This window comes from Micromonospora sp. CNZ299, from assembly GCF_002754415.1.
On record NZ_PEFG01000001.1, the window covers coordinates 3712176 to 3733715 of the forward strand.

General features: G+C 71.2%; 20 protein-coding genes. 15 read left to right on the forward strand and 5 right to left on the reverse strand.

Features of this window, described 5'->3' with window-relative positions:
- The first annotated feature begins 62 nt into the window (after positions 1 to 62).
- From CLT68_RS17370 to CLT68_RS33185, 4 genes are all read left to right on the forward strand, one after another.
- Positions 63 to 1454, forward strand: coding sequence for a cation:dicarboxylate symporter family transporter (locus CLT68_RS17370; protein WP_099852183.1), 1392 nt, complete (start codon positions 63 to 65; stop codon positions 1452 to 1454).
- Positions 1455 to 1623: 169 nt separating this feature from the next.
- On the forward strand, positions 1624 to 2622 hold the full coding sequence (locus CLT68_RS17375; RefSeq protein WP_099852185.1) for an RNA polymerase subunit sigma-70: 999 nt from the start codon (positions 1624 to 1626) through the stop codon (positions 2620 to 2622).
- 5 nt (positions 2623 to 2627) lie between these two features.
- A complete protein-coding gene (locus tag CLT68_RS33180) occupies positions 2628 to 2906 on the forward strand; it encodes a hypothetical protein (protein WP_199177070.1) in 279 nt (92 codons plus the stop codon).
- The gene (locus tag CLT68_RS33185) at positions 2890 to 3345 is read left to right on the forward strand and encodes a DUF6069 family protein (protein WP_199177071.1); all 456 of its coding nucleotides are present in this window, start codon (positions 2890 to 2892) and stop codon (positions 3343 to 3345) included. The genes CLT68_RS33180 and CLT68_RS33185 overlap by 17 nt, the downstream gene beginning before the upstream one ends.
- Before the next feature lie 9 nt (positions 3346 to 3354).
- Here the strand turns inward: CLT68_RS33185 and CLT68_RS17385 are convergent, their stop codons facing one another.
- From CLT68_RS17385 to CLT68_RS17395, 3 genes are all read right to left on the reverse strand, one after another.
- Positions 3355 to 4350 carry an AraC-like ligand-binding domain-containing protein gene (locus CLT68_RS17385; RefSeq protein ID WP_099852186.1) on the reverse strand — a complete coding sequence of 332 codons (996 nt, stop codon included), beginning with the start codon at positions 4348 to 4350 and terminating at the stop codon, positions 3355 to 3357.
- A 178-nt stretch (positions 4351 to 4528) separates the two neighbouring features.
- Positions 4529 to 5425, reverse strand: a complete 897-nt coding sequence (locus CLT68_RS17390) for a DUF4231 domain-containing protein (RefSeq protein ID WP_099852188.1) — start codon at positions 5423 to 5425, stop codon at positions 4529 to 4531.
- A gap of 76 nt (positions 5426 to 5501) precedes the next feature.
- A complete protein-coding gene (locus CLT68_RS17395) occupies positions 5502 to 6119 on the reverse strand; it encodes a hypothetical protein (protein ID WP_099852189.1) in 618 nt (205 codons plus the stop codon).
- Between the two features lie 95 nt (positions 6120 to 6214).
- On the opposite strand from CLT68_RS17395, the gene CLT68_RS17400 reads away from it, so the two are divergent.
- The 3 genes from CLT68_RS17400 to CLT68_RS17410 all read left to right on the forward strand — a co-directional run bounded on the left by CLT68_RS17400 (position 6215) and on the right by CLT68_RS17410 (position 11013).
- Positions 6215 to 7627: an FAD-dependent oxidoreductase gene (locus CLT68_RS17400; protein WP_099852190.1), complete on the forward strand. Its 1413-nt coding sequence runs from the start codon at positions 6215 to 6217 to the stop codon at positions 7625 to 7627.
- 87 nt (positions 7628 to 7714) lie between these two features.
- Complete coding sequence (locus CLT68_RS17405; protein WP_158240894.1) at positions 7715 to 9904, forward strand: FUSC family protein; 2190 nt, start codon at positions 7715 to 7717, stop codon at positions 9902 to 9904.
- Positions 9905 to 9975: 71 nt separating this feature from the next.
- The gene (locus CLT68_RS17410) at positions 9976 to 11013 is read left to right on the forward strand and encodes an aminotransferase class V-fold PLP-dependent enzyme (RefSeq protein WP_099852193.1); all 1038 of its coding nucleotides are present in this window, start codon (positions 9976 to 9978) and stop codon (positions 11011 to 11013) included.
- A 60-nt stretch (positions 11014 to 11073) separates the two neighbouring features.
- On the opposite strand, the gene CLT68_RS17415 is transcribed toward CLT68_RS17410, so the two are convergent.
- Entirely contained in the window at positions 11074 to 12246 is a 1173-nt protein-coding gene (locus tag CLT68_RS17415) for an acyl-CoA dehydrogenase family protein (RefSeq protein WP_099852194.1), read from the reverse strand.
- A gap of 97 nt (positions 12247 to 12343) precedes the next feature.
- Between CLT68_RS17415 and CLT68_RS17420 the strand changes: the two genes are divergently transcribed.
- The 5 genes from CLT68_RS17420 to CLT68_RS17440 all read left to right on the forward strand — a co-directional run bounded on the left by CLT68_RS17420 (position 12344) and on the right by CLT68_RS17440 (position 17650).
- Entirely contained in the window at positions 12344 to 13000 is a 657-nt protein-coding gene (locus CLT68_RS17420) for a TetR/AcrR family transcriptional regulator (protein WP_088947394.1), read from the forward strand.
- A 105-nt stretch (positions 13001 to 13105) separates the two neighbouring features.
- The gene (locus CLT68_RS17425; RefSeq protein WP_099852196.1) at positions 13106 to 14560 is read left to right on the forward strand and encodes an aldehyde dehydrogenase family protein; all 1455 of its coding nucleotides are present in this window, start codon (positions 13106 to 13108) and stop codon (positions 14558 to 14560) included.
- The gene (locus tag CLT68_RS17430) at positions 14557 to 15696 is read left to right on the forward strand and encodes an alcohol dehydrogenase catalytic domain-containing protein (RefSeq protein ID WP_486482209.1); all 1140 of its coding nucleotides are present in this window, start codon (positions 14557 to 14559) and stop codon (positions 15694 to 15696) included. Before CLT68_RS17425 ends, CLT68_RS17430 begins: the two co-directional genes overlap by 4 nt.
- A gap of 215 nt (positions 15697 to 15911) precedes the next feature.
- Entirely contained in the window at positions 15912 to 16277 is a 366-nt protein-coding gene (locus CLT68_RS17435; RefSeq protein ID WP_099852197.1) for a PadR family transcriptional regulator, read from the forward strand.
- Entirely contained in the window at positions 16274 to 17650 is a 1377-nt protein-coding gene (locus CLT68_RS17440) for a permease prefix domain 1-containing protein (protein ID WP_099852199.1), read from the forward strand. The genes CLT68_RS17435 and CLT68_RS17440 overlap by 4 nt, the downstream gene beginning before the upstream one ends.
- A gap of 61 nt (positions 17651 to 17711) precedes the next feature.
- Here the strand turns inward: CLT68_RS17440 and CLT68_RS17445 are convergent, their stop codons facing one another.
- The gene (locus CLT68_RS17445; protein ID WP_099852200.1) at positions 17712 to 18569 is read right to left on the reverse strand and encodes an SPFH domain-containing protein; all 858 of its coding nucleotides are present in this window, start codon (positions 18567 to 18569) and stop codon (positions 17712 to 17714) included.
- A 224-nt stretch (positions 18570 to 18793) separates the two neighbouring features.
- Between CLT68_RS17445 and CLT68_RS17450 the strand changes: the two genes are divergently transcribed.
- From CLT68_RS17450 to CLT68_RS17460, 3 genes are read left to right on the forward strand one after another with little or no spacing between them, the layout of a single operon-like run.
- Positions 18794 to 19555: an ABC transporter ATP-binding protein gene (locus CLT68_RS17450; protein WP_099852202.1), complete on the forward strand. Its 762-nt coding sequence runs from the start codon at positions 18794 to 18796 to the stop codon at positions 19553 to 19555.
- Positions 19542 to 20234: a branched-chain amino acid ABC transporter ATP-binding protein gene (locus CLT68_RS17455; RefSeq protein WP_099852203.1), complete on the forward strand. Its 693-nt coding sequence runs from the start codon at positions 19542 to 19544 to the stop codon at positions 20232 to 20234. The genes CLT68_RS17450 and CLT68_RS17455 overlap by 14 nt, the downstream gene beginning before the upstream one ends.
- Positions 20235 to 20285: 51 nt before the next feature.
- Positions 20286 to 21536 carry an ABC transporter substrate-binding protein gene (locus CLT68_RS17460; protein WP_486482210.1) on the forward strand — a complete coding sequence of 417 codons (1251 nt, stop codon included), beginning with the start codon at positions 20286 to 20288 and terminating at the stop codon, positions 21534 to 21536.
- Positions 21537 to 21540: the final 4 nt, after the last annotated feature.

The window sequence follows — 21540 nt, forward strand, 5'->3', positions numbered from 1 at the left end:
TCAGCGGTGAACAGAATGACCGCAAGGCTGTCAACGGGTGAGACACGCTTCACATTGTCGACATGGACACCACCGCATCCACCACCTCACCGGCGCCCCCGGCCCGCCGGGACCGTACCCGTTACCTGTACATCGCTGTCATCGTGGCCGTGCTCGCCGGCATCGTGGTTGGCCTGGTGGCCCCCGATTTCGGCAAGGAACTCAAGCCGATCGGCACCGGCTTCGTCAACCTGATCAAGATGATGATCAGCCCGGTCATCTTCTGCACCATCGTGCTCGGCGTCGGGTCCGTCCGGCAGGCCGCGAAGGTCGGCAAGGTCGGCGGTCTCGCCCTCGGCTACTTCCTCACCATGTCGACGGTGGCGCTCGCCATCGGCCTGGTCGTCGGCAACCTCATCCACCCGGGCTCCGGTCTGAACCTGGGCTCGGACCTCGCGGGCGCGGGCAAGGCCGCCGCCGGTGACGAAGCCGCCAGTACGACGGAGTTCCTGCTCGGGATCATCCCGACCACGATGCTGTCCGCGCTCACCGAGGGCGAGGTGCTCCAGACGCTGCTGGTGGCCCTGCTGGTCGGTTTCGCCGTCCAGGCAATGGGCCGGCGCGGCGAGCCGGTGCTCGGCGCGATCGCCGTCATCCAGCGCGTCGTCTTCAAGGTCCTCGCCATGATCATGTGGCTGGCGCCGGTCGGTGCGTTCGGTGCCATGGCCGCCGTGGTCGGCGCGACCGGGGTGGACGCGCTCAAGAGCCTCGCCCAGATCATGCTGGGTTTCTACGCGACCTGTCTGATCTTCGTGCTGGTGTTCCTCGGCGCGCTGCTCTGGTTCGTGGCCCGGATCTCGATCTTCTCGCTGCTGCGTTACCTCGGCCGGGAGTTCCTGCTGATCCTGTCGACCTCGTCGTCGGAGTCGGCGCTGCCGCGGCTGATCGCGAAGATGGAGCACTTCGGGGTGAGCAAGCCGGTCGTCGGCATCACGGTGCCGACCGGGTACTCGTTCAACCTGGACGGTACGGCGATCTACCTGACGATGGCGTCGCTGTTCATCGCCGAGGCAATGGGCAACCCGCTCTCCATCGGCGAGCAGGTGTCGCTGCTGCTGTTCATGATCATCGCGTCGAAGGGTGCGGCGGGCGTGACCGGCGCGGGCATCGCGACACTGGCCGGTGGGCTCCAGTCGCACCGACCGGACCTCGTCGACGGTGTCGGGCTGATCGTGGGCATCGACCGGTTCATGTCGGAGGCCCGGGCGCTGACCAACTTCGCGGGCAACGCCGTGGCGACCGTGCTGGTCGGAACGTGGACCGGCGAGTTCGACCGGGACCGGGCGGTCGGCGTGCTCAGGGGCGACGATCCGTTCGACGAGGCCACGATGCTCGACGAGCACGAAGACGCCGACGAGACGGCCGCTGCGCGGTCCGACGAACAGAAGCCCGCGACGGCGGGAGCGCCAGCCTGAGTCACGGCATGGACCCCCCGGCAGGGTGCGCGCGGGCATGCGCCAGTGCCCCTGCCGGGGGTGAACCGTGCCTGGCTGGATCACCGCGTTCGGACCCCCGGGTGATGAGTTCCGGCGTCCGCGCCCGTCATACCTACGACAGGACATGACGAGGCGGAAGGATGACGCGATGAGTGCGGACACGCGGCTGAAGGAGCTGGGCGTGAGCAATCTGGGTGAGGTCGACGAGCCGGCGTTCTCGGGGCTGGCGCAGCGGCACCGGCGGGAGCTGCACGTGCACTGCTATCGGATGCTCGGGTCGTTCGAGGACGCCGAGGACACCGTGCAGGAGACGTTCCTTCGCGCCTGGCGGCGGCGGGAGACCTTCGAGGGGCGGTCGACGTTCCGGGCCTGGTTGTACCGGATCGCCACCAACGCCTGCCTGGACCTGCTCGCCAAGCGTCGCCCGGAGCCGGCGACCGGCGGCGAGGTGCTGTGGTTGCAGCCCTACCCGGACCGGCTGCTCGACGAGCTGCCCGCTGGCGACGCGGACGAGCCGGAGGCCGTCGCCGTCGCGCGGGAGACGATCGAGCTGGCGTACCTGGTGGCGGTGCAGCACCTCGCGCCGCGTCCGCGAGCGGTGCTGATCCTGCGGGATGTGCTCGGTTGGCCGGCGAAGGAGGTCGCGGATCTCCTCGGGGACTCCGTCAACTCGGTGAACAGCGCGTTGCAGCGGGCTCGCGCCGGCATGCGGGAGCACCTGCCCGCCGAGCGGCAGGACTGGACCGGCGGTGAAGAGGACGCCGGGACACGTGAGCTGGTGCGCCGCTTCACCGACGCCAGCGTGGCCACCGACATCGACGTGCTCGCTGGCATGCTGCGGGACGACGTCCGCTGTTCGATGCCGCCCACGCCGGGCCTGCACGTCGGCCGTGACGCGGTGGTGAACGACTGGGTCCAGGACGGATTCGTCGGCATGAAGGGGCTGCGGGGCATCCCCACCTCGGTGAACCGGCAGCCGGCGGTCGCCTTCTACCTGTGGCGGGAGCAGGAAGGCGCGTACCTCCCGCTGACGCTCGACGTCCTGCGCGTCACCGGCGGAGCGATCACCGAGATCGTCACGTTCCACGACGACCAGTTCCCGCGGCTCGGGCTGCCGGAGCGACTGCCGGCGGACGGCACGGAGTAGTCCCGATGTGGACGCTCACGCTGCGCGGCGGTGAGCGTGTCGTCGTGGACCCGGCGCAGTGGCGCGACGCGTTTGGCGTCGTCACGCACGGGCGGGTGCAGCTGGAGTTGCGCGACGGCGAACCGGGGCCGGTCCTCGGCCCCGACGCCGGGTTCTGGCTGCGCGGCACCGGCGTCCGCGCCCTGCGCAACCCCGGCCGTCGTACGGCGAGGGTGCGCATCGTCGCGCCCAGACACCCCGTATCCCAGTTACCGATGGAGGACCGAAATGAGCAGCACGAATGACACCGGAGTCGTCGCAGGCCCGGCACCGGCCCGGACCACCCACACCCGCCGGTTCCGCGGGCTCGTCGGCACCGGCCTCGTCGCCGCGCTCGCAGCGGTGGTGGCCACGACCCTCGCGGCCGCGCTCGCCCAGGGCGCCGGCGTCGACTTCGAGATCCCCGATGGTGGCGAGACGATCCCGTTGTCCGGCTTCGCCGTGGTGACCGGCTTCTTCTCGGTCGTGGGCATCGTCATCGCCGCCGCTTTTCACCGGTGGAGCGCTCAGCCCGCCAGGCGATTCGTGTGGGCGGCGCTGTCGCTGACCGCGGTCTCGTTGGTCCCGCCCCTCATCTCCGGGGCGAACACCGCCACCATCGCCGCTCTCCTCGGGCTGCACCTGGTGCCCGCGGCGGTGATGATCCCCACCCTGGCGCGCAGCCTGCGCACCCGAACCGACTGACCGGTCTCGTCAACGATGCCGACGAGGTGCCGAGGGATCGCTGCGGAAGGCTCGGGGAGACATGCCGAAGGCCGCGGTGAAAACCCTGCTGAAGTGGGCCTGGGAGGGAAAGCCCCAGCGGGCGGAGATGCTGAGGATGGGCCGCCCACGTTGCAGGGGGTCGCGCAGGTCGCGCGCGCACCGGTCCAGGCGCCTCGTCCGGATGATCTCGGCGACGGTCTGGTCCTCGGCCTCGAACGCTCGATGCAGGCTGCGGAGCGAGACGTGGTGCGCGGCCGCGACAGTGCCCGGGGAGAGGTCCGGGTCGCCGAGGTGCTCGTCGATGAACGCCTTGACGCGCACGCGCAGGCTGTGTCCGCGTACCTCGGTCGGCAGAGCCTCCGTGAGGTCCAGGCGCTGGGCCAGCATCGCGGAGATCAGGTCCCGGGCGACAGTGCCCAGGAGCGGAACGTCGCTCTCCTGGTACTGCTCCGGGTGGGTCAACACCTGGCGTACGAAGTGGTTGAGCAGCACGCCCATCCCCTCGGCAGCGGAGATGGTCGTTCCGAGGAGCTGCGCGACCTTGTTGGGATGCAGCGGGATGGAATCGTGCGGAACGAGGATCGTCAGGGTGGTCAAAAGGTCCTCGTGCTGCGACTGCCCCTGGTGGGACGACTGATGCGGTCGCGACGTGTCGACGACGGCGAAGTGCCCCGGCGCGAAGCGGTTCGTCCGCCGCTCCTGTTCCAGCCCGCCGTACCCGGACAACGGCAGCGCGAACTCGTACATCTCCGGGTCGCCGCGGCGGATGAACGTGCTGGTCCGCTGCATGTCCAGGGATGGGTACTGCCAGGACGACAACACGACCTCGCCCAGGCTGATGACGTCGGCGCGGGCACGGAAGTCTGCCGCGTGGGCACTGTGGATCCGCATCGGGACCGACTCGCGTGCCACCAGGTCGTGCCAGTACCCGAATCGTTCACTCTCGGGCACCGAGATCGTGTCCGCCGAGCCTACGGTGAGCACTGGCTGCCTCGTTTCCTGTCGATGTGTTGACGTGGCGACGGCAGCGCTGCCGATCGATCTTGCAAGATCACCTTAACCCCGACTCAGGTTCGGCGAGGGGGCGTCGTCGTCGCCTCATGTTCGCAGGACGCGCACACAACAGCCACCACCGGAAGGGGTGGCCCGGCCTTCAATCCAGTCAGCGCCGGCGTGCTCGCCACATCGTGTGTTCCCTGGAAATCGCCGTCTCCGTGTCGTTCACGAACTGCGACAGGTCGGCTTCCGACCTGATCCGGGTGGCGAGCGACCCCATGGCGGCAAGCTCCTGACTCGCCAGGGCGTAGGCCGTTGCCACCGCACCGTGTTGCCGGGTCTGCGTCCACGCCGCGCCGGCCGCGACCGCCGCGGCGGCCACGCCGAGCAGGTCGACGTCGGTCAGGCCGGCAGCCCTCGACACGGCCAGGGTCACCCCCACGATCTCCAGGACGAGCATGCTGACCGACCAGCGTGTCGCCCGGACCCGGTTCGACAACGACCGCTCGGCGTACCAGGCCCGCTGGCCCTCCAGGCGGCCGGTCAGGTACGCGGCACGGCGGTCCTCAAGGGAGGATGAGCGGAGGGCCCGCATTCCATCGGTGATCTGTTGCCCGGTCATCGCGGGCGCCGCCAGCCCGGCCGCCGACATGTCCCTGGTGAGGCCCAGCAGCCGGCCGGTGAATTCCTCGGTGCTGTCCGAGTCGCTGCGCGACCGGGGAAATGGTTCTGCCGCTGTCGCGAATCGCCAGGTGAGCGACTTGACGGATTCGGAGAGGGCCCTGCCGACATACCACCGCTCGTTGGGACGATTGGTGAGCAGGAAGACCTCGACGATCGAGGTGGCGGCGAAGGCGCCCGCCGCCAGCGCCGGGCCCAGGGCGAAGTCGTCGAGTTTCCAGGTGGCGACGCCCGCGACGGCGGCCAGCAGGAGCAGGGACAACCGCAGTGCGATCAGGGTCGTGAACACTCGTTGGCCGCGCTGCGACTCGTGGGACACGGCGCGCTGAAACGGGGGAAGGTCCTCGGCATTCAGCATGGCGTTGGCCTCTCGACAGATCATTCACTGTAGATGGTGCGGCCCACGGTGGTTGTCCGAAGATCGACGCTTGTCGCCGTCCGCCGCGGCGCTTCCGGCTCTACGGCGTGGTCGTGGCGCAGGCCACGCCGATGCCGAGGTCGACGTGGTGGTCCTGGCCGTTCGAGGTCACGATGACGGGTACGCAGCCCGCCCGCGCGACCCAGGTGCCGCCGACGAACGCCAGCCACCGAGCCTGCCCACCTTCTGGTGCGCAGGCGTGCACGGTGGCGGTCGCGGCTGGCGTGGTGGCGGCGCCCCATCCGACCCGGGCCCTGCCCTCCCATCCCGGTGCGATCCGGAGGTCCACGACCCGGTCCGCGCGGACGACCAACCCCCACTTGGCGAAGAGCCGCGCCGCCGGGTCGGCCTCGCCGGACTCCTCCGCGGACAGCACGGCCGCGCTGGGCACCGCCACGTCCTCTCCAACCAGCCGGTAGCCCGCCGGCGGTGCCGACATCTCCGTGACCGACGGGGTGCAGGGCGGCTCGCCACCGCTCGGGCTCGTTGATGTCGTCGCGCCGTTGGGCGGCGGCGCGCTGGGTTGCCGCGAGTCGCCTGCGGGCGTGCAGGCGGTCAGCGCCGCCGCCAGACACACCAGGCCCCACCGTGCGATCGGCCCGGGCACCGGGTGGACCGGAACGCGTGGGGTCCGGATGGTCGTCGCGCTCGCACTCATCCGACATTCATAGCTGGTTGCCGCACTGACGGTAGGCCCGGAGATGGTTACGGTCGTGGATGTTGTGGTTCCCCGACCGTTCGAGGAGTGATCGCATGGCCCCCTCTGCGTCCCGGTTGTTCTCGGAGATAACGACGTCCGAACGACCGGCCGAGACCACAGTGGTCATGCGACGGGCGGTGGTGCTCGGCGGCAGCATGGCCGGGCTGATGGCGGCCCGGGTGTTGAGCGACCACGCCGAAGAGGTGCTGATCATCGAACGGGACCCGTCCGACGTCGATGCCGGGCCTCGGCCGGGTGTGCCCCAGGGCAGCCAGGTGCACGCCCTGCTGCCCGCCGGTCAGGTCCAGTTGGAACGCTGGTTTCCCGGCATCGTCGACGAGGCGCTCGCGCTCGGTGCCCCGCCGCCGCCGAGCGACCCGGGCACGGCGAAGATTTTCGTGAACGGCGAACTGGGGCTGCCGCCGGCAGCAACCGGCACCGGGCCGGCGCTGATCACCACGCGTCCGTTCCTGGAGGCGCTGGTCCGACGGCGGACGCTCGCCGTCGACAACATCCGCATGGTGTACGGCCGGGCCGAGGGTCTGCGCTTCGACGAGCGGCGGGTCACCGGCGCGCGATACGTGCCCGAGGGCGGCGGCGAGGCCGTCGTCGAACCGGCGGACCTGGTGGTCGACGCGATGGGTAGGTCCAGCCGGCTCAGCGACTGGCTGGCCGAGCACGGGTGGCCCCGCCCGCCGATGCAGCGCATGCCGATCAAGCTGAACTACGCGACGGCGCTCTTCACGCGAGACGAGAAGGTCAGCGACGCCTGGGTCGCGGTCTTCCACACCATGGCCGGCAAGGGGCGTACCGCGCGGATCGGCGGCATCAACTCGGTCGAGGGAGACCGGTGGATCATGCTGGTGGCCGGCTACGACGACGACCGGCCCAGCCGCGACGTCGCCGACTTCACCGCGCGGTGTCGCAAGCACTACCCGCAGATGTTCGGCGACATCGCCGAGCGCGGGGAGATGCTGGGCGGGGTGGTCACGTACCACCAGGCGGACAGCCGACGCCGCGACTTCCACAAGCTCGATCGCCTGCCCGCCGGGTTGGTCGCGGCCGGCGACGCCGTCGCGTCCTTCAACCCGGTGTACGGCCAGGGCATGACCTCCGCGACGCTGCACGCCTCCTGCCTGTCGGCGTACCTGCGGTCCGGCCCGACGCCCCACGACGAGCCCGCGCGGGCGTACTTCGACCAGGTTCGGGTGGTCGTCGACGCCGCCTGGCAGATCTCCACCACCGCCGACATCGAGCTGCCGCACGTCGACGGGCCGTACCCGCCCGGGTACAAGGTCACCAAGTGGTTCGGGGATCTGCTCTTCCGGACGTCGTTGACCGATCCGGTGCTCAACGCCCGGCTGGGTCGGGTCACCACCATGCTCGACCACCCGGCGACCCTGAGCCGCCCCGGCACTCTGCTGCGGGCCCTGCGGCTCGGCCTGTTCCGAGGTTCTCGGCGCTGATTTCGTCGCGAAACCCGCCGGTGCCGGGACGCCCGGAGCAGAATGGTGGACCGGGGAGGGGTGCCGCGACGAGCCGGGGGAGCAGGCGTGCTGGCAACCAGCCTCCTCGGCCGGCTCCGCCGCCGTGACCCGGGGGACGCCATCCTGCGGCGCGCGGCGCGACTGACGATCGTCGCGTCCGTCGTCTTCTACGGCTGCCGGTACGGCGCGGGCAGTCCGATGCTCGCCACGTACGGCCTGTTCGGCACGATCGCGGCCGGGTCGTTCGCGCAACTGCCCGGTCCCGCACCGCAACGGGCGCGGATCCTCGTCCTGTCGCTGCCGGGGGTCTGGGCGCTGATCGTCGCGGGATCGCTGTTGGCGTGGAGCACCTGGGCGGCCGCCGGCGGGATGCTGGTCATCGGGTTCGTCGTGGCGTTCGCCGGGGTTGGCAACCCGCGCCTGGTGGGGTTGGCGAGCGCGTTCCAGCTCTTCTACATCCTGGCGTCCTTCCCGCCGTACCAACCGGGCACCCTGCCGCAGCGACTCGGCGGGGTCACGTTCGCCATCGTGCTGCTCGCCGCCGCCGAGGTGGTTCTCTGGCCCGATCCGGTGCCGGTCTCCTACCGGCAGCGTCTCACCCAGGCGGCGGACGGCGTCGCGGCGCTCCTGGACGCCACCGCCGACGGGTTGACCCACCCGCACGCCGGTCCGGGTGATCGGGACGCGCGGCGCGAGTGGGCGTACGACGTGGTGGCCGCCATCGAGTTGGGCCGCAACCCACCGGAGTGGGCCCCCACCGCGGCGGGCGTTCAGGACCGGGCGCTGCGGATCTGCGCGGCCGCCCTGCGGGAGGTGCTCGTCGAGGCGGACCGGCTGGTGACGGACGCCCCGCCGGAGCCGGCCGGGGACCTGGCGGCGGCACGTCTGCTGCGCTCGTGCGCGGACACCACCCGCGCCGCGGGTCGCAGCCTCTCTCCAGGTGCCCCGGCAGTGCTCATCGACGGCTTGGACACCGCGGTCGGGCGAGCCGAGACGGCGTACCCCGTGGGGGAGGGCGACGGCCGCGACACGTCGGACGTACCCCGGTTGTGCCGGGACGCGACAGCGCTGGCCCTCGCCGACCAGGTGCGGGTCTTCGCCGTCGGCGCCCGGGTGGCCACCGGGGCGCCGCTGCACGGCGAGGACGCGACCTCGGGGCTCTTCGAGTACGCGCGACACAGCCCGTGGACGCTGTACTGGTGGCAGTTCCGCTCCCACCTGGCACCCCGCTCCGCCCACCTGCACAGCTCGATCCGGCTGGCGGTGGCGCTCGCCCTCGCTCGGGTCGCCGCCGGGGTGTTGCACCTGACCCACGGCTTCTGGGTGCTGCTGGCCACCCTCACGGTCCTGCGTACCTCGGCCGCGGACACCCGCACCGCGCTGCGGCCGGCCGTGCTGGGCACGATCGCCGGTGCCGCCGTCAGCGGCGGGCTGATGGTCGTCGTCGACCAACCCGTCGTGTACGCCGTCGTCCTGCCGGTCACCCTGATGCTGGCCTTCGGCGTCGGTCGCCTGCTCGGTCCGGTGTGGCAGCAGGCGCTGTTCACCCTGCTGCTGACGGTCGTCTTCGCCCAGCTCAGCCCGGAGGGGTGGCGGCTCGCCGAGGTCCGTCTCGTCGACGTGCTGCTCGGCGCGGTGATCGGTGTTCTCGTCGGCGTGGCGATGTGGCCACGTGGCGCGGCCCACGACCTGCGGCACAACGCCACCCGCTACCTGGCCGCCAACGCGGACGCGGTCGAGCAGACCGTCCAGGCGATGCTCGGTGACGCTCCGTCCCCGGACCGCGCCCTCGACCGGGTGCGACGCCGGATGATCCTGATCGACTCGTCGTACTGCCAGTACCACTTCGAGCGGCACGACCCGCACCGTCAGCAGGTGAACTGGTCCGCGATCCTGAGCGCCGGGCACCACGTGGTGCCCGGCGCCGAGTCGCTGCTGCGGCGCAACCCGCCCGGCTGCCTGGCCGGCTGGCCGGCCGCTGCGGTGCTGCTGCGGGACTCCGCCGGGCACCTGCGATCGGCGTACGAGGCCCTCGCCGACGAGGTCGCGCACGACCAGCCAGCTCGTCCGACGCCCCTCCCGACCGGCTGTGCCGCCGAACTGGACCGGATCCGTCCGGCCCTCGGCAAGGCCGACCCCCGGTCCGTCCGGCACCTGGTGGAGGTCGACCGGTGGCTCGCCGGTCTCGCCGACACCCTCGCCCGGATCCACCCGCCCGCTCAGGGCGACTCGGCTGGCCGCCGTGGGCAGCCGTGACCCGTTCACCCAGGCCGCCGGTTGCCGATTGGCCGTGCCCGTTCGGGGCCGTGCCGCCTAGCGTCGAGCACATGGAGATCGAGCAGGCACAGAAGCTGTGGCAGCCGGAACCCGGCTGGCTGAACACCGCCTCCTACGGGTTGCCGCCCGAGCCGGCGTGGACGGCGTTGCAGGACGCTCTCGCCGCGTGGCGGGTCGGCAGCACGTCGTGGGAGGGGTGGGGCGAGTCGGTGCAGCGCTCCCGTACCGCGGTCGCGGGTCTGATCAACGTGCCGGACAGCGACGTGGCGGTCGGTGCCGCAGTGTCCCAGATCCTCGCGCCGGTCGCGGCGGCGCTGCCGGCCGGTGCCACGGTGGTGGTGCCGGACGTCGAGTTCACCTCCAACCTGTTCCCCTGGCTGGTCCAGGAGGGCCGCGGCGTCACGGTCCGCACGGTGCCGGTGGACGGGCTGGCCGGCGCGATCGACGCCGACACCGACCTGGTCGCGTTCAGTCTGGTCCAGTCGGCCGACGGTGCTGTCGCCGCGTACGACGAAATTGTCGCGGCGGCCCGCGCGCACGACGCGTTGGTGGTGGTGGACGCGACCCAGGCGTGCGGCTGGTTGCCGTTCGACGGGAGCCGGGCCGACGTGGTGGCGGTGGGCGGCTACAAGTGGCTGATGAATCCGCGCGGCACCGCGTACGCCTATCTGGCCCCGGCGTTGCGCGAGCGGCTGCGTCCGGACGCGGCCGGCTGGTATGCGGGCCGCGACCCGCACGCCTCCTACTACGGTCCGCCGCTGCGGCTGGCCGACGACGCCCGCCGGTTCGACATCTCGCCGGCCTGGTTCAGCTGGGTCGGTGCGGCGCCCGCCCTGGAGCTGGTCGCCGAGATCGGCGTGCCGGCGATCCGGGAGCACAACGTGGCGCTGGCCAACCGGTTTCTGACCGGGCTGGGCCGGCCGCCGGGGGACAGCGCCATCGTCAGCGTCGACGTGCCCGACGCGGAGCAGCGCCTCGAGGCGGCCGGCATCCGGGCGGCGGTGCGCGCCGGGCGGGTCCGTGCCTCGTTCCACCTCTACTCCACGGAGGCCGACGTGGACGCCGCGCTGACCGCGCTGGTCGGGTGAGGCCGGCCGCGCCCGCGGCGGGGCACGGCCGGCCGGTGGTCTGAGACCACTCACGCGGGCTCAGGCCAGGTGGCCACCGATCTTCGTGTAGCCGCGCAGCAGATCCCGGGAGATGATCAGTCGCTGCATCTCGTCGGTGCCCTCGAAGATCCGGTAGAGCCGGACCTGCCGGTACCAGCGTTCGATGGGCAGTTCACGGGTGTAGCCCATGCCGCCGTGGATCTGGAGCACCCGGTCGACGACCCGGTTGACCATGCCGGCGCCGTAGAGCTTGCCCATCGACGACGCGTGCCGGGGGTCCAGGCCCTGGTCGACCGTCCACGCCGAGCGCAGCACCAGCCAGCGGGCCGCCTCCAGCTCGGTCTCCGAGTCGGCGATCATCCACTGGATGGCCTGGTTGGTGCCGATCTTCGTGCCGAAGGTCTCGCGGGTGTTGGCGTAGTCGATGGCCATCTGCAGGACCCGTTCGGCGATGCCGATGGCGTGCGACGGGATGGTGTAACGGCCCTTGCCGATCCACTCCATGCCCAGCGTGAAGCCCTGCCCGATCTCGCCCAGGATGTTGCGGTGCGGCACGCGTACGCCGTCGAAGATGAGCGACGCGGGCCCGCCCTCGCCCATGGTCTGGATGAACTCCGAGCGCCAGCCCATCGAACGGTCCACCAGGAACGCGGTGGCCCCGCCGTTGCGGGCGCCCTTCTCCCGGTCGGTCACCGCGACCACGATGGCGAAGTCGGCGTCGTGGCCCCCGGTGATGAAGGTCTTCTCGCCGTCCAGGATCCAGTCGTCGCCGTCGGGGCGGGCGGAGAGCCGGATGTTCGCGGCGTCGGAGCCGGCACCCGGCTCGGTGATCGCGAAGCAGGAGCGCCGTTCACCCTCGATGGTCGGGATGAGGAACTCCTGCTTCTGCTCCTCGGTGGCGTGGAACAGGATGTTGTCCGCCTCGCCGCCGAAGCGGAACGGCACGAAGGTGTGGCCCAGCTCCGTCCAGATCAACGACTGGAGCACCGCCGGCAGGTTCATCCCGCCGTACTCTTCGGGGGTGGCCAGGCCCCAGAAGCCGAACTTGCGCGCCTTGAGTTGCAGCTCACGCACCTCGGAGTGGTCCAGGCCCGGCTGGTGCGCCCTCTCCCGGCGGAGCACCTCCGCCTCCAGGGGCATCACCTCGCGGCGGATGAACGATCGGACGGTGTCCCGCACCGCCCGCTCCTCGTCGGTCAGCGAAAAGTCCACGTGGTCCTCCTGGCGTCGGCGCAGCCGGTCACCCTTAAACTAGCGGTGCAAGTTTTGCCGCGTCCAGACCTGACGGCCGAGACCCGCGAGGAGCGCAGTGCCCCGACCCCGCCAGCCCCGGCTGACCCGGCAGCTGATCGTCGAGACAGCCACCGCGCTCATCGACGCCGAGGGCCTGCCAGCCTTCTCCACCCGGCGGCTCGCCGCCGAGCTGGGCGTACGCGGGCCGTCGCTCTACAACCACTTCGCCACCAAGGACGAGATCCTCGACGCGGTCGCCGACACGGTCACCGGCGCCGTCGACACCAGCGGCTTCGCCAGCCGGGACTGGGCCGCCGCGCTGCTCGACTGGGCCTGGTCGTACCGGCGGGCGCTCACCGCGCACCCGAACATCGTGCCGTACCTGGCGCAGGGGCCGGGCCGCCGACCGGCGGCGCTGGCCATGGCCGATGCGGTCTACGGCGGGCTGGTCCGCGCCGGTTGGCCGCCCGCGCGGGCCACCCACATCGGCGCGGCCCTGCGCTACTTCGTGGCCGGGTCGGCGCTCGGCTCGTTCGCCCGGGGTTTCGTCGAGGACCCGGAGCTGTACGCCGCGCACTACCCGCACCTGCGCCAGGCGCACCGGCTCGCCGAGCACCAGCAGAGCGTGGACGAGGGCGCCTTCGCGCTGGGCCTCGACGCCCTGCTGTACGGCCTGGCCGCCGAGTACGCCCGCACCGTCGGCACTGTGGAGTCCGGGCGGCCCAACGGGTAGCGTCCAAACTCCCAGCGCTAGTTTCATCGCCCGCCGCGACGTCGTCGCCATCCCCCATCGCGACCCCGTCGCCATCGCCCATCGACCACCACCCGAAGGGACGACATGGACCTCGCCGCCTCGCCGTCGCAGCTGTCCGACGCCCTGCGCCTCCGGCGCCACCTGCACCTGGGCGGCGAATGGTCGTCGCCCGCCGGCACCGACCTGATCGACGTGGAGAACCCGAGCACCGGCGAGCTGATCGGGCAGGTGCCGGCCGGCACCCCGGCCGACGTGGACCGCGCCGTGGCCGCGGCCCGCGCCGCCTTCCCCGGCTGGTCGGCCACCGCTCCCGCCGAGCGTTCCGCCGACCTCGACCGGCTGCACACCGCGCTCGCCGCACGCGCCGACGACCTCGCCCGCACCATCGCCGTCGAGCTGGGCTCGCCGCTCAAGCTCGCCACCCGGGTGCAGGTCGGACTGCCGTTGACCGTGCTGCGCGACCACGTCGCGCTCGCCGCCCGCGCACCGGTCGACGAGACGATCGGCAACTCCCTCGTCGTCCGCGAGCCGATCGGCGTGGTCGGTGCGATCACCCCGTGGAACTACCCGCTGCACCAGGTGATGGCGAAGCTGGCGCCCGCGCTGGCCGCCGGTTGCACTGTGGTGCTCAAGCCCAGCGAGATGACCCCGTTGACCGCGTACCTGCTCTTCGACGCGGTCACCGAGGCCGGCCTGCCGCCGGGGGTGCTCAACCTGGTGACCGGCACCGGGCCGGTGGTCGGCGAGGCCCTGGCCGGGCACCCCGACGTCGACCTCGTCTCGTTCACCGGCTCCACCGCCACCGGTGCTCGGATCATGCGGCTGGCAGCCGACCGGATCGCCCGGGTCGCGCTGGAGCTGGGCGGCAAGTCCGCCAACGTGATCCTCCCCGACGCCGACCTGGCCACCGCGGTCAAGGTGGGCGTCGGCAACGCCCTGCTCAACTCCGGGCAGACCTGCACCGCGTGGACCCGCATGCTCGTGCACCGCGACCGGTACGACGAAGCACTCGACCTGGTCGCCAAGGCGGTGGCCGGCTACCGGTTGGGCGACCCGTTCGATCCGGCGACCCGCCTCGGCCCGCTGGTCTCCGCCGCCCAGGCCGAGCGGGTCCGCGGTCACATCGACCGGGCCCTGGCCGATGGCGCCCGACTGGTCGCCGGTGGCCCCGACGCCGCGGTGCCGTCTGCGGGGCACTTCGTGGCCCCTACCGTCTTCGCCGACGTGCACCCCGACAGCGCACTCGCCCAGGAGGAGGTCTTCGGTCCGGTGCTCGCTGTCCTCCCGTTCGCCGACACCGACGAGGCGGTCGCCATCGCCAACAACTCGAAGTACGGGCTGGCCGGCGCGGTCTGGTCCGCCGACACCGACGCGGCGCTCGCGGTGGCCCGCCGGCTGCGCACCGGGGCGGTCGACATCAACGGCGCCTCGTTCAACCCGCTCGCCCCGTTCGGCGGCTACAAGCAGTCGGGCCTGGGCCGGGAGCTGGGCGTGCACGGGCTCGCCGAGTTCTGCGAGCTGAAGGCGATCCAGCGATGAGCGCCCCCGAGTCGTCCCCGGCCGCGTCGGGCGGCGGCGAGCCTGCGGGCGCGCCGGTCACCGTCCGCGCCCTGGTCGCGCGTGGGGCCGGCGCCGAGCTGCGAATCGAGCAGGTACGCCTGCCCGCGCCCGGTCCCGGCGAGGTGCGGGTGACGATCCGGGCCGCCGGTGTCTGCCACTCCGATCTGTCCATGGTGAACGGCACCCTCGCCGCGAGGTTCCCGCTGGTGCTCGGGCACGAGGCGACCGGGGTGGTGGCCGAGACCGGGCCCGGCAGCCGGCTGGCGGTCGGCACCCCGGTGGTGCTCAACTGGGCGCCGGCCTGCCGGGCCTGCTGGTGGTGTCGGCACGGCGAGCCCTGGTTGTGCGCCGCCACCACCGCGCCCACCGTTGGGCGTGGCGAGACCGACGACGGCACCCCGCTGCACCTCACCCTCGGCCTCGGCGCGCTCGCCGAGGCGGTGGTGGTGCCGGACAACGCCGTCATCCCGATCCCCGCCGGGCTGCCCCCGGAGCAGGCCGCCCTGCTGGGCTGCGCGGTGCTCACCGGCACCGGCGCGGTGCGCAACACCGCCCGCGTCGCACCCGGTGAGTCGGTCGCGGTGATCGGCCTCGGCGGGGTCGGCCTCGCCGTGCTCGCCGCCGCCCGCCGGGCCGGCGCCACCACGATCCTCGCCGTCGACGTCGCCGAGGCCAAGCGCGACCTGGCGCTCGCCGCCGGGGCGACCGACTTCCTGCTCTCCGACGACCGCCTGTCCAAGGAGGTGCGGGCGCGCACCGAGGGCCGGGGCGCCGACCAAGCCTTCGAGTGCGTCGGTCGCGCCGCCACCATCCGGGCGGCCTGGCGGCTCACCCGGCGTGGGGGAGCGGTGACCGTGGTCGGCATGGGCGCCAAGGACGACATGGTCAGCCTCGGCGCGCTGGACATCTTCCACTCCGCGCGGACCCTGCGCTCCTCGGTGTACGGCTCATCCGACCCGGACCGGGAGGTGCCCGTGCTGGCAGCCGAGCTCGCCGACGGTGCACTGGACCTGGGTGTGCTGGTCAGCGGCACGCTCCCGCTGGACGACGCGCCCTCGGCGTTCGACCGGCTGGCCCGGGGCGAGGGCGCTCGCTGGGTGGTCACCCTGGACTAGCCGAGGCTGCTCGGCGCCGGTGCCCGTCGAACTCGGCGTGACCCAGCCCCATTCATCCGCCACACCTGGCGATCTTGGACAGCTGCCGTTCAGTGGCAGGACCGTTCCGGGCGGCCTCGCCGACACCAGGTGATTGGCCCGTTGCACCCTCCAATACCTAGCACTGCTATGCATAATGGTTCTAGGCTTGGGTTGGGGGAGCGTGGTGAGGTCTGGTGAAGGTCGCTAAGGATCTGGTGGCCGCCTCGGCGACACCGATGGTGCTCGGCATCCTGGCCGAGGGTGAGAGCTACGGCTACGCCATCCTCCGGCGGATCAACGAGTTGTCCGGCGGCGAGTTGGACTGGACCGAGGGGCTGCTGTACCCGTTGCTGCACCGGCTTGAGCGCCTCGCCTATGTGGAGGCGAGCTGGCAGTCGGCCGTCGGCGAGCGGAAACGCAAGTACTACCGCATCACCGACAAGGGTCTGGCCGAGCTGGCCGAGCAGCGCCGGCAGTGGGACACCGTCGTGGGCGCGCTCAAGGAGATCTGGCATGACCGTGCACCGCTGACGGTGAAACCGCTGGAGGGCCTCGCATGACGGCACACGACGGGCCCGAGCAGGTGGAAGCGCAGTTCGCGCAGTGGCGCCAGTACGTGCTGCGTCGCAGGGAGTTGCAACCGTCGGACGCCGACGAGCTCGAAGACCACCTTCGGGGCTCCGTCGACGAGTTGGTCGCGGCGGGCCTGAGCCCGGATGAGGCGTTCCTGGTCGCGGTGAAGCGGATGGGCAGCCTCGACGACATCTCCCGCGAGTTCGCCCGGGAGCATTCGGAGCGACTGTGGAAGCAGTTGGTGCTGACCGGCGACTCCGGCAGTCCGGTTACCGGCGCTCGCTCCCGGCGGGACCTGTGGGTCATGTTCGGCTGCGCGGCGGGTGCGGTGGTGTCCGTCAAGGCGCCAGCGCTGTTCGGGCTGAGCTTCGACGACGACGGCTCGTTCTACGCGCGGAACGCCACCCTGTTCGCGCTGCCCTGGCTGGCGGCGTTCCTGGCCTGGCGCCGGCAGGCCCGACCGGTGATGATCGCGGTGCTGGTGGCGCTGTTCGCCCTCGGCGCGGTGGCGGCAAACGCCTATCCCCTGGCGGACGACTCGCAGTCCGTGGTCGTCAGCAGCGTCCATCTCCCCATCGCCCTGTGGCTCGTGGTCGGTCTGGCCTACGTCGCCGACGACTGGCGCTCGTCTCGTCGACGCATGGACTTCATCCGCTTCACCGGCGAGTGGTTCATCTACTTCGTACTGATGGCCCTCGGCGGCGGCGTGCTCGCCGCGTTCCTGTTCAACACCTTCGCGGCCATCGGAATCGTCCCGGAGGCGTTCATCTCGCAGTGGCTGCTGCCCTGCGGCGCCGCGGCCGCGGTCGTCGTGGCCGGGTGGTTGGTCGAGGCCAAGCAGAGTGTCGTCGAGAACATCGCCCCGGTCCTCACCCGGCTGTTCACCCCGCTCTTCACGGCCGCCCTGCTCGCCTTCCTCGTCGCTGTCGTCTGGACCAGCCACGGCATCGAGGTCGAGCGCGAAGCTCTGATCCTGTTCGACCTGCTGCTCGTCGTGGTGCTGGGGCTGCTGCTCTACTCGCTCTCGGCCCGCGATCCGCTGGCCCCGCCCGGCCCGTTCGACAAGCTCCAGTTCGCGCTCGTGGTCAGTGCGTTGGCCATCGACGTGCTGGTGCTGTTGGAGATCACCGGACGCATCACCGACGAGTACGGCGGAACGCCCAACCGGGCGGCCGCGCTCGGCGAGAACGTCATCCTGCTGGTCAACCTCGCGTGGTCGGCGTGGCTCCTGCTGGCCTTCATCCGGCGGCGCACACCGTTCGCGGCGCTCGAACGGTGGCAGACCGGCTACCTGCCGGTGTACGCCGCGTGGGCGTGGATCGTGGTCCTCGTCTTTCCACCGTTGTTCAGCTACGCCTAGTCGGCGCCACCGACGCGACGCGGAAGCCGGCCCACCCGCCACGTGTGGGCCGGCCTCTCCGTCACTTGCCGGTGACGATGCCCGGGTTGATGCAGAGCCCCGGGTTGGCGCCGTTCTTCTCGGCGATCTCCAGGCAGCGGGTCACCTTGTCGACCTTCGCGTTGGTCTCGGTGATCTGCTTGGAGATCTCGGCGTTCTTGCGGTCCTGCTCCAGGTTGCGGGTCTGCGCCAGCTTGTCCTGGAACGCCTTGATGTTGCCCTCGGTCTTGTCGTCGTGGTTCACCCGGGTGATGGTCACCGAGAGGATGTCCACGTCGGTGGCGAGCCGGGTTTCCGCGCTGGTCTTGATGTTCGCGGCGAACGGCTTGAGGTCGACGTTGAGGTCACCGGTCTGGGCGTCGATCTTCTCCAGCGGGTTGTACGCGGCGAACGCGTCGTTGACAGCGCTGTCGAGCTGCACACCCACCCGCTGGCCCCGGAAGCTGACGAAGTCGCCCTTGTAGTCCATGAACTGCTTCGGCGCGTTCTCCGGCTTGACCTGCCACTCGATGAGCACCTCGACACACGCGTCGGCGAGCGTGCCGGTGCGCACCCGTACGCAGTTGTTGCCGCCGATGTGGTCGTACTTCTGCCGGCCGGCATCCCACTCGCCGACCTTCTGCCACGGTGCCACCCACTTGAGGCCGGAACCGGTCACCTCGCCGGTGGGCTTGCCGAAGCTGGTGACGATGCCCACCGAGCGGATGGGCACCGAGTGGGCGCTGGAGGCGATGCCGACCACCAGGGTGAGGGCGAGAAAGCCGAGCGCCGCGAGGGCGGCCATCCGCTTCAGCGGCCGTGCGGGGGCGACGAGGGCGACGACGGCGGTGACCGCCAGGGCGACGGCGAAGACGATCGCCATGGTGAAGCCGACGGGCATGGGGTGGGGACCTTCCGGTGGGCTGTGTGGATCATCAACCTAGGGGGTCCTGTCAAATCGACGGCACGGGGAGGTGGAGTTCGCGCACGTCAATTGCGGGGCGAATATGGATCCCATCGACATGGCTCGACTCGTGCGGCCCGCCGTAGGTTTCGTCCACGCGACGGGCCTGTGACCACGGTCACCGAACCGACCGTCGCGGCGACGGTGCGGAGGATGAGGCGATGGCCGGGCAAGCGCTCCTGTCGGCCCGTGGGCTGACCCGCGACTTCCGGGGCTTCCGGGCGGTCGACGACGTCGACCTCGACGTCGCGCCGGAGAGTGTGCACGCGCTGGTCGGCCCGAACGGCGCGGGCAAGACCACCCTGTTCAACCTGCTCACCGGCTTTCTGCTCCCCAGCGCCGGGCGGATCGAGCTGGACGGCCGGGACGTCACCGGCCTGCCCCCGGAGCAGGTGGCTCGGCTCGGTGTCGCCCGCTCGTTCCAGATCACCAGCCTCTTTCCGCAGCTCTCCGCTCGGGAGCACGTCGCGCTGGCCCTCCAGTCGCCCAGCGGGCTGGGCTGGCGGTTCTGGCGGTCGGCGAAGCTGATGGGTCGCTACACGGCGCGGGCCGACGAGCTGCTGGCCATGGTGGGGCTGGTCGACCTGGCGCAGGCACCGTCCGAGTCGTTGGCGTACGGGCGCAAGCGGGCCCTGGAACTGGCCATCGCCCTGGCGTTGGACCCGAAGGTGCTGCTGCTCGACGAGCCGACCGCCGGGATGGGCATGGAGGACGTGGACCGCACCGTCGAGCTGATCAGCAGGGTCCGCCAGGGCCGGACCGTGGTGATGGTCGAGCACAACATGAGCGTGGTCGGCCGACTCGCCGACACCGTCACCGTCCTGCAGGCCGGCAAGGTCCTCGTCGAGGGCCCGTACGAGCAGGTCCGGGCCGACGAGCGCGTGATCACCGCCTACCTGGGAGCCGCTGATGCTGCGCATTGAGAACCTCTCCGCCTTCTACGGCGAGGCGCAGGTGCTCCGCGACGTCAGCCTCGACGTCGCCGCCGGCGAGGTGGTCACCCTGGTCGGGCGCAACGGCGCCGGCAAGTCCACAGTGCTGCGCTGCGTCATGGGGCTGCATCCCGGTCAGCGCGGCACTGTCGAGCTGGACGGCCGCGACATCTCCCGGCTGCCGGCGCACAAACGGGCCCGCCTGGGGCTGGGCTGGGTGCCGGACGACCGGGGCAGCTACGCCACCCTGACCGTCACCGAGAACCTCACCCTGCCGCCCACTGTGGGCCCCGACCCGTGGCCGCTGGAGCGGGTGTACGAGGCGTTTCCCGCCCTCCACACCCGGCGGGACTCCGCGGCCACCATGCTCTCCGGAGGCGAGCAGCAGATGCTCGCGCTGGCCCGGGTGCTGCGGATGGGCGCCCGGCTGCTGCTCTGCGACGAGCCCACCGAAGGGCTGTCGCCCCTGCTGGTGCAGCAGGTCGGTGAGCTGCTGCGCGAGGCCAAGCGGCACGGGGTGACCGTGCTGCTGGTCGAACAGAACCTGCACTTCGCCACGGGTGTCGCCGACCGGCACTACCTGCTGGCCGAGGGGCGTGTCGCCGAGGCGATGGACAACTCCGAGGTGCGCTCGCGCGAACGCGAACTGCTCGCGTACCTCGGCATCTGATTTCTCTCAACGACGACCCGCGCGACGACGCGCCGGATGGATGGAGTGGGCATGCGCAGGACGATGGGTGTGGCCGTGGCGTCAGCCGCGGTGGTGCTGGTCGCCGGTTGCGGCGGCGGTGGCCCCCAGTCGGGTGGCGACCAGAAACTGACCGGCGACAAGATCGTGCTGGGCGTGCTCAACGACCAGTCCGGGGCGTACTCGGAGCTGTCCGGGAAGAACTCGGTGGCGGCGGTCGAGCTGGCCATCGCCGACTTCACCGCGAAGTACGGCGACAAGGCGGTGACCAGAAACATCACAGTGGAGACCGCCGACCACCAGAACAAGCCGGACGTGGCCAACTCCAAGGCCCAGGAGATGTACGACCGCAAGGGCGTCGACCTGATCCTGGACGTGCCCACCTCGTCCGCGGCGCTGAAGGTCGCCGACGTGGCGAAGGAGAAGAAGAAGCTCTACTTCAACATCGGCGCGGCGACCACCGACCTGACCGGCAAGAGCTGCAACAAGTACACGTTCCACTACGCGTACGACACGTACATGCTGGCCAACGGCACCGGGAAGACCACCACCGAGCAGATCGGCAAGAACTGGTACATCCTGTATCCGAACTACGCCTTCGGTCAGGACATGGAGAAGAGCTTCTCCACCGCGATCACGGCGGCCGGCGGCACGGTGGTCGGCAAGGACGGGGCGCCGTTCCCGAACACCAGCGGTGACTTCTCCACCTTCCTGCTCAAGGCGCCGAACCTGAACCCGAAGCCGAACGTGCTGGGCACCATGCAGGCCGGTGCCGAGCTGGTCAACGTGGTGAAGCAGTACAACGAGTTCAAGCTGCGCGACAAGGGCGTCGGCCTCGCGGTGGGGCTGATGTTCCTCACCGACATCCACTCGCTCACCCCGGCCGCGCTGGCCGGCACCACGTACACCGACGCCTGGTACTGGAACTTCGACGCGAAGAACCGGGAGTTCGCCGACCGCTTCCAGCAGAAGGCCGGCACCCGGCCGACGTTCGCGCACGCGGCCAACTACTCGGCGGCGTTGCAGTATCTGGAGGCGGTGCAGGCCGCCGGCACCGACGACGCGGACGCCGTGGTCAAGGGGCTGGAGGGCAAGACGGTCGAGGACGTCTTCCTGCGCAACGGCAAGATCCGCGCCGAGGACCACCGGGTGGTGCACGACGCGTACCTGGCCCAGGTGAAGCCTCAGGCCGAGGTCACCGAGCCGTGGGACTACGTGAAGGTGCTCAAGACGATCCCCGCCGCGGAGGCGTTCCGCGCGCCCTCCGCGGACTGCAAGCTGTGAGCGG

Bases quoted from the DNA above. Each gene is read 5' to 3' on its own strand.
- CLT68_RS33180 (WP_199177070.1), top strand. From the start codon at position 2,628: ATGTGGACGCTCACGCTGCGCGGCGGTGAGCGTGTCGTCGTGGACCCG.
- CLT68_RS17440 (WP_099852199.1), top strand. From the start codon at position 16,274: ATGACGGCACACGACGGGCCCGAGCAGGTGGAAGCGCAGTTCGCGCAG.
- CLT68_RS17370 (WP_099852183.1), top strand. From the start codon at position 63: ATGGACACCACCGCATCCACCACCTCACCGGCGCCCCCGGCCCGCCGG.
- CLT68_RS17430 (WP_486482209.1), top strand. From the start codon at position 14,557: ATGAGCGCCCCCGAGTCGTCCCCGGCCGCGTCGGGCGGCGGCGAGCCT.
- CLT68_RS17425 (WP_099852196.1), top strand. From the start codon at position 13,106: ATGGACCTCGCCGCCTCGCCGTCGCAGCTGTCCGACGCCCTGCGCCTC.
- CLT68_RS17390 (WP_099852188.1), bottom strand. From the start codon at position 5,425: ATGATCTGTCGAGAGGCCAACGCCATGCTGAATGCCGAGGACCTTCCC.
- CLT68_RS33185 (WP_199177071.1), top strand. From the start codon at position 2,890: ATGAGCAGCACGAATGACACCGGAGTCGTCGCAGGCCCGGCACCGGCC.
- CLT68_RS17395 (WP_099852189.1), bottom strand. From the start codon at position 6,119: ATGAGTGCGAGCGCGACGACCATCCGGACCCCACGCGTTCCGGTCCAC.
- CLT68_RS17460 (WP_486482210.1), top strand. From the start codon at position 20,286: ATGCGCAGGACGATGGGTGTGGCCGTGGCGTCAGCCGCGGTGGTGCTG.
- CLT68_RS17450 (WP_099852202.1), top strand. From the start codon at position 18,794: ATGGCCGGGCAAGCGCTCCTGTCGGCCCGTGGGCTGACCCGCGACTTC.
- CLT68_RS17410 (WP_099852193.1), top strand. From the start codon at position 9,976: ATGGAGATCGAGCAGGCACAGAAGCTGTGGCAGCCGGAACCCGGCTGG.
- CLT68_RS17455 (WP_099852203.1), top strand. From the start codon at position 19,542: ATGCTGCGCATTGAGAACCTCTCCGCCTTCTACGGCGAGGCGCAGGTG.
- CLT68_RS17375 (WP_099852185.1), top strand. From the start codon at position 1,624: ATGAGTGCGGACACGCGGCTGAAGGAGCTGGGCGTGAGCAATCTGGGT.
- CLT68_RS17445 (WP_099852200.1), bottom strand. From the start codon at position 18,569: ATGCCCGTCGGCTTCACCATGGCGATCGTCTTCGCCGTCGCCCTGGCG.
- CLT68_RS17400 (WP_099852190.1), top strand. From the start codon at position 6,215: ATGGCCCCCTCTGCGTCCCGGTTGTTCTCGGAGATAACGACGTCCGAA.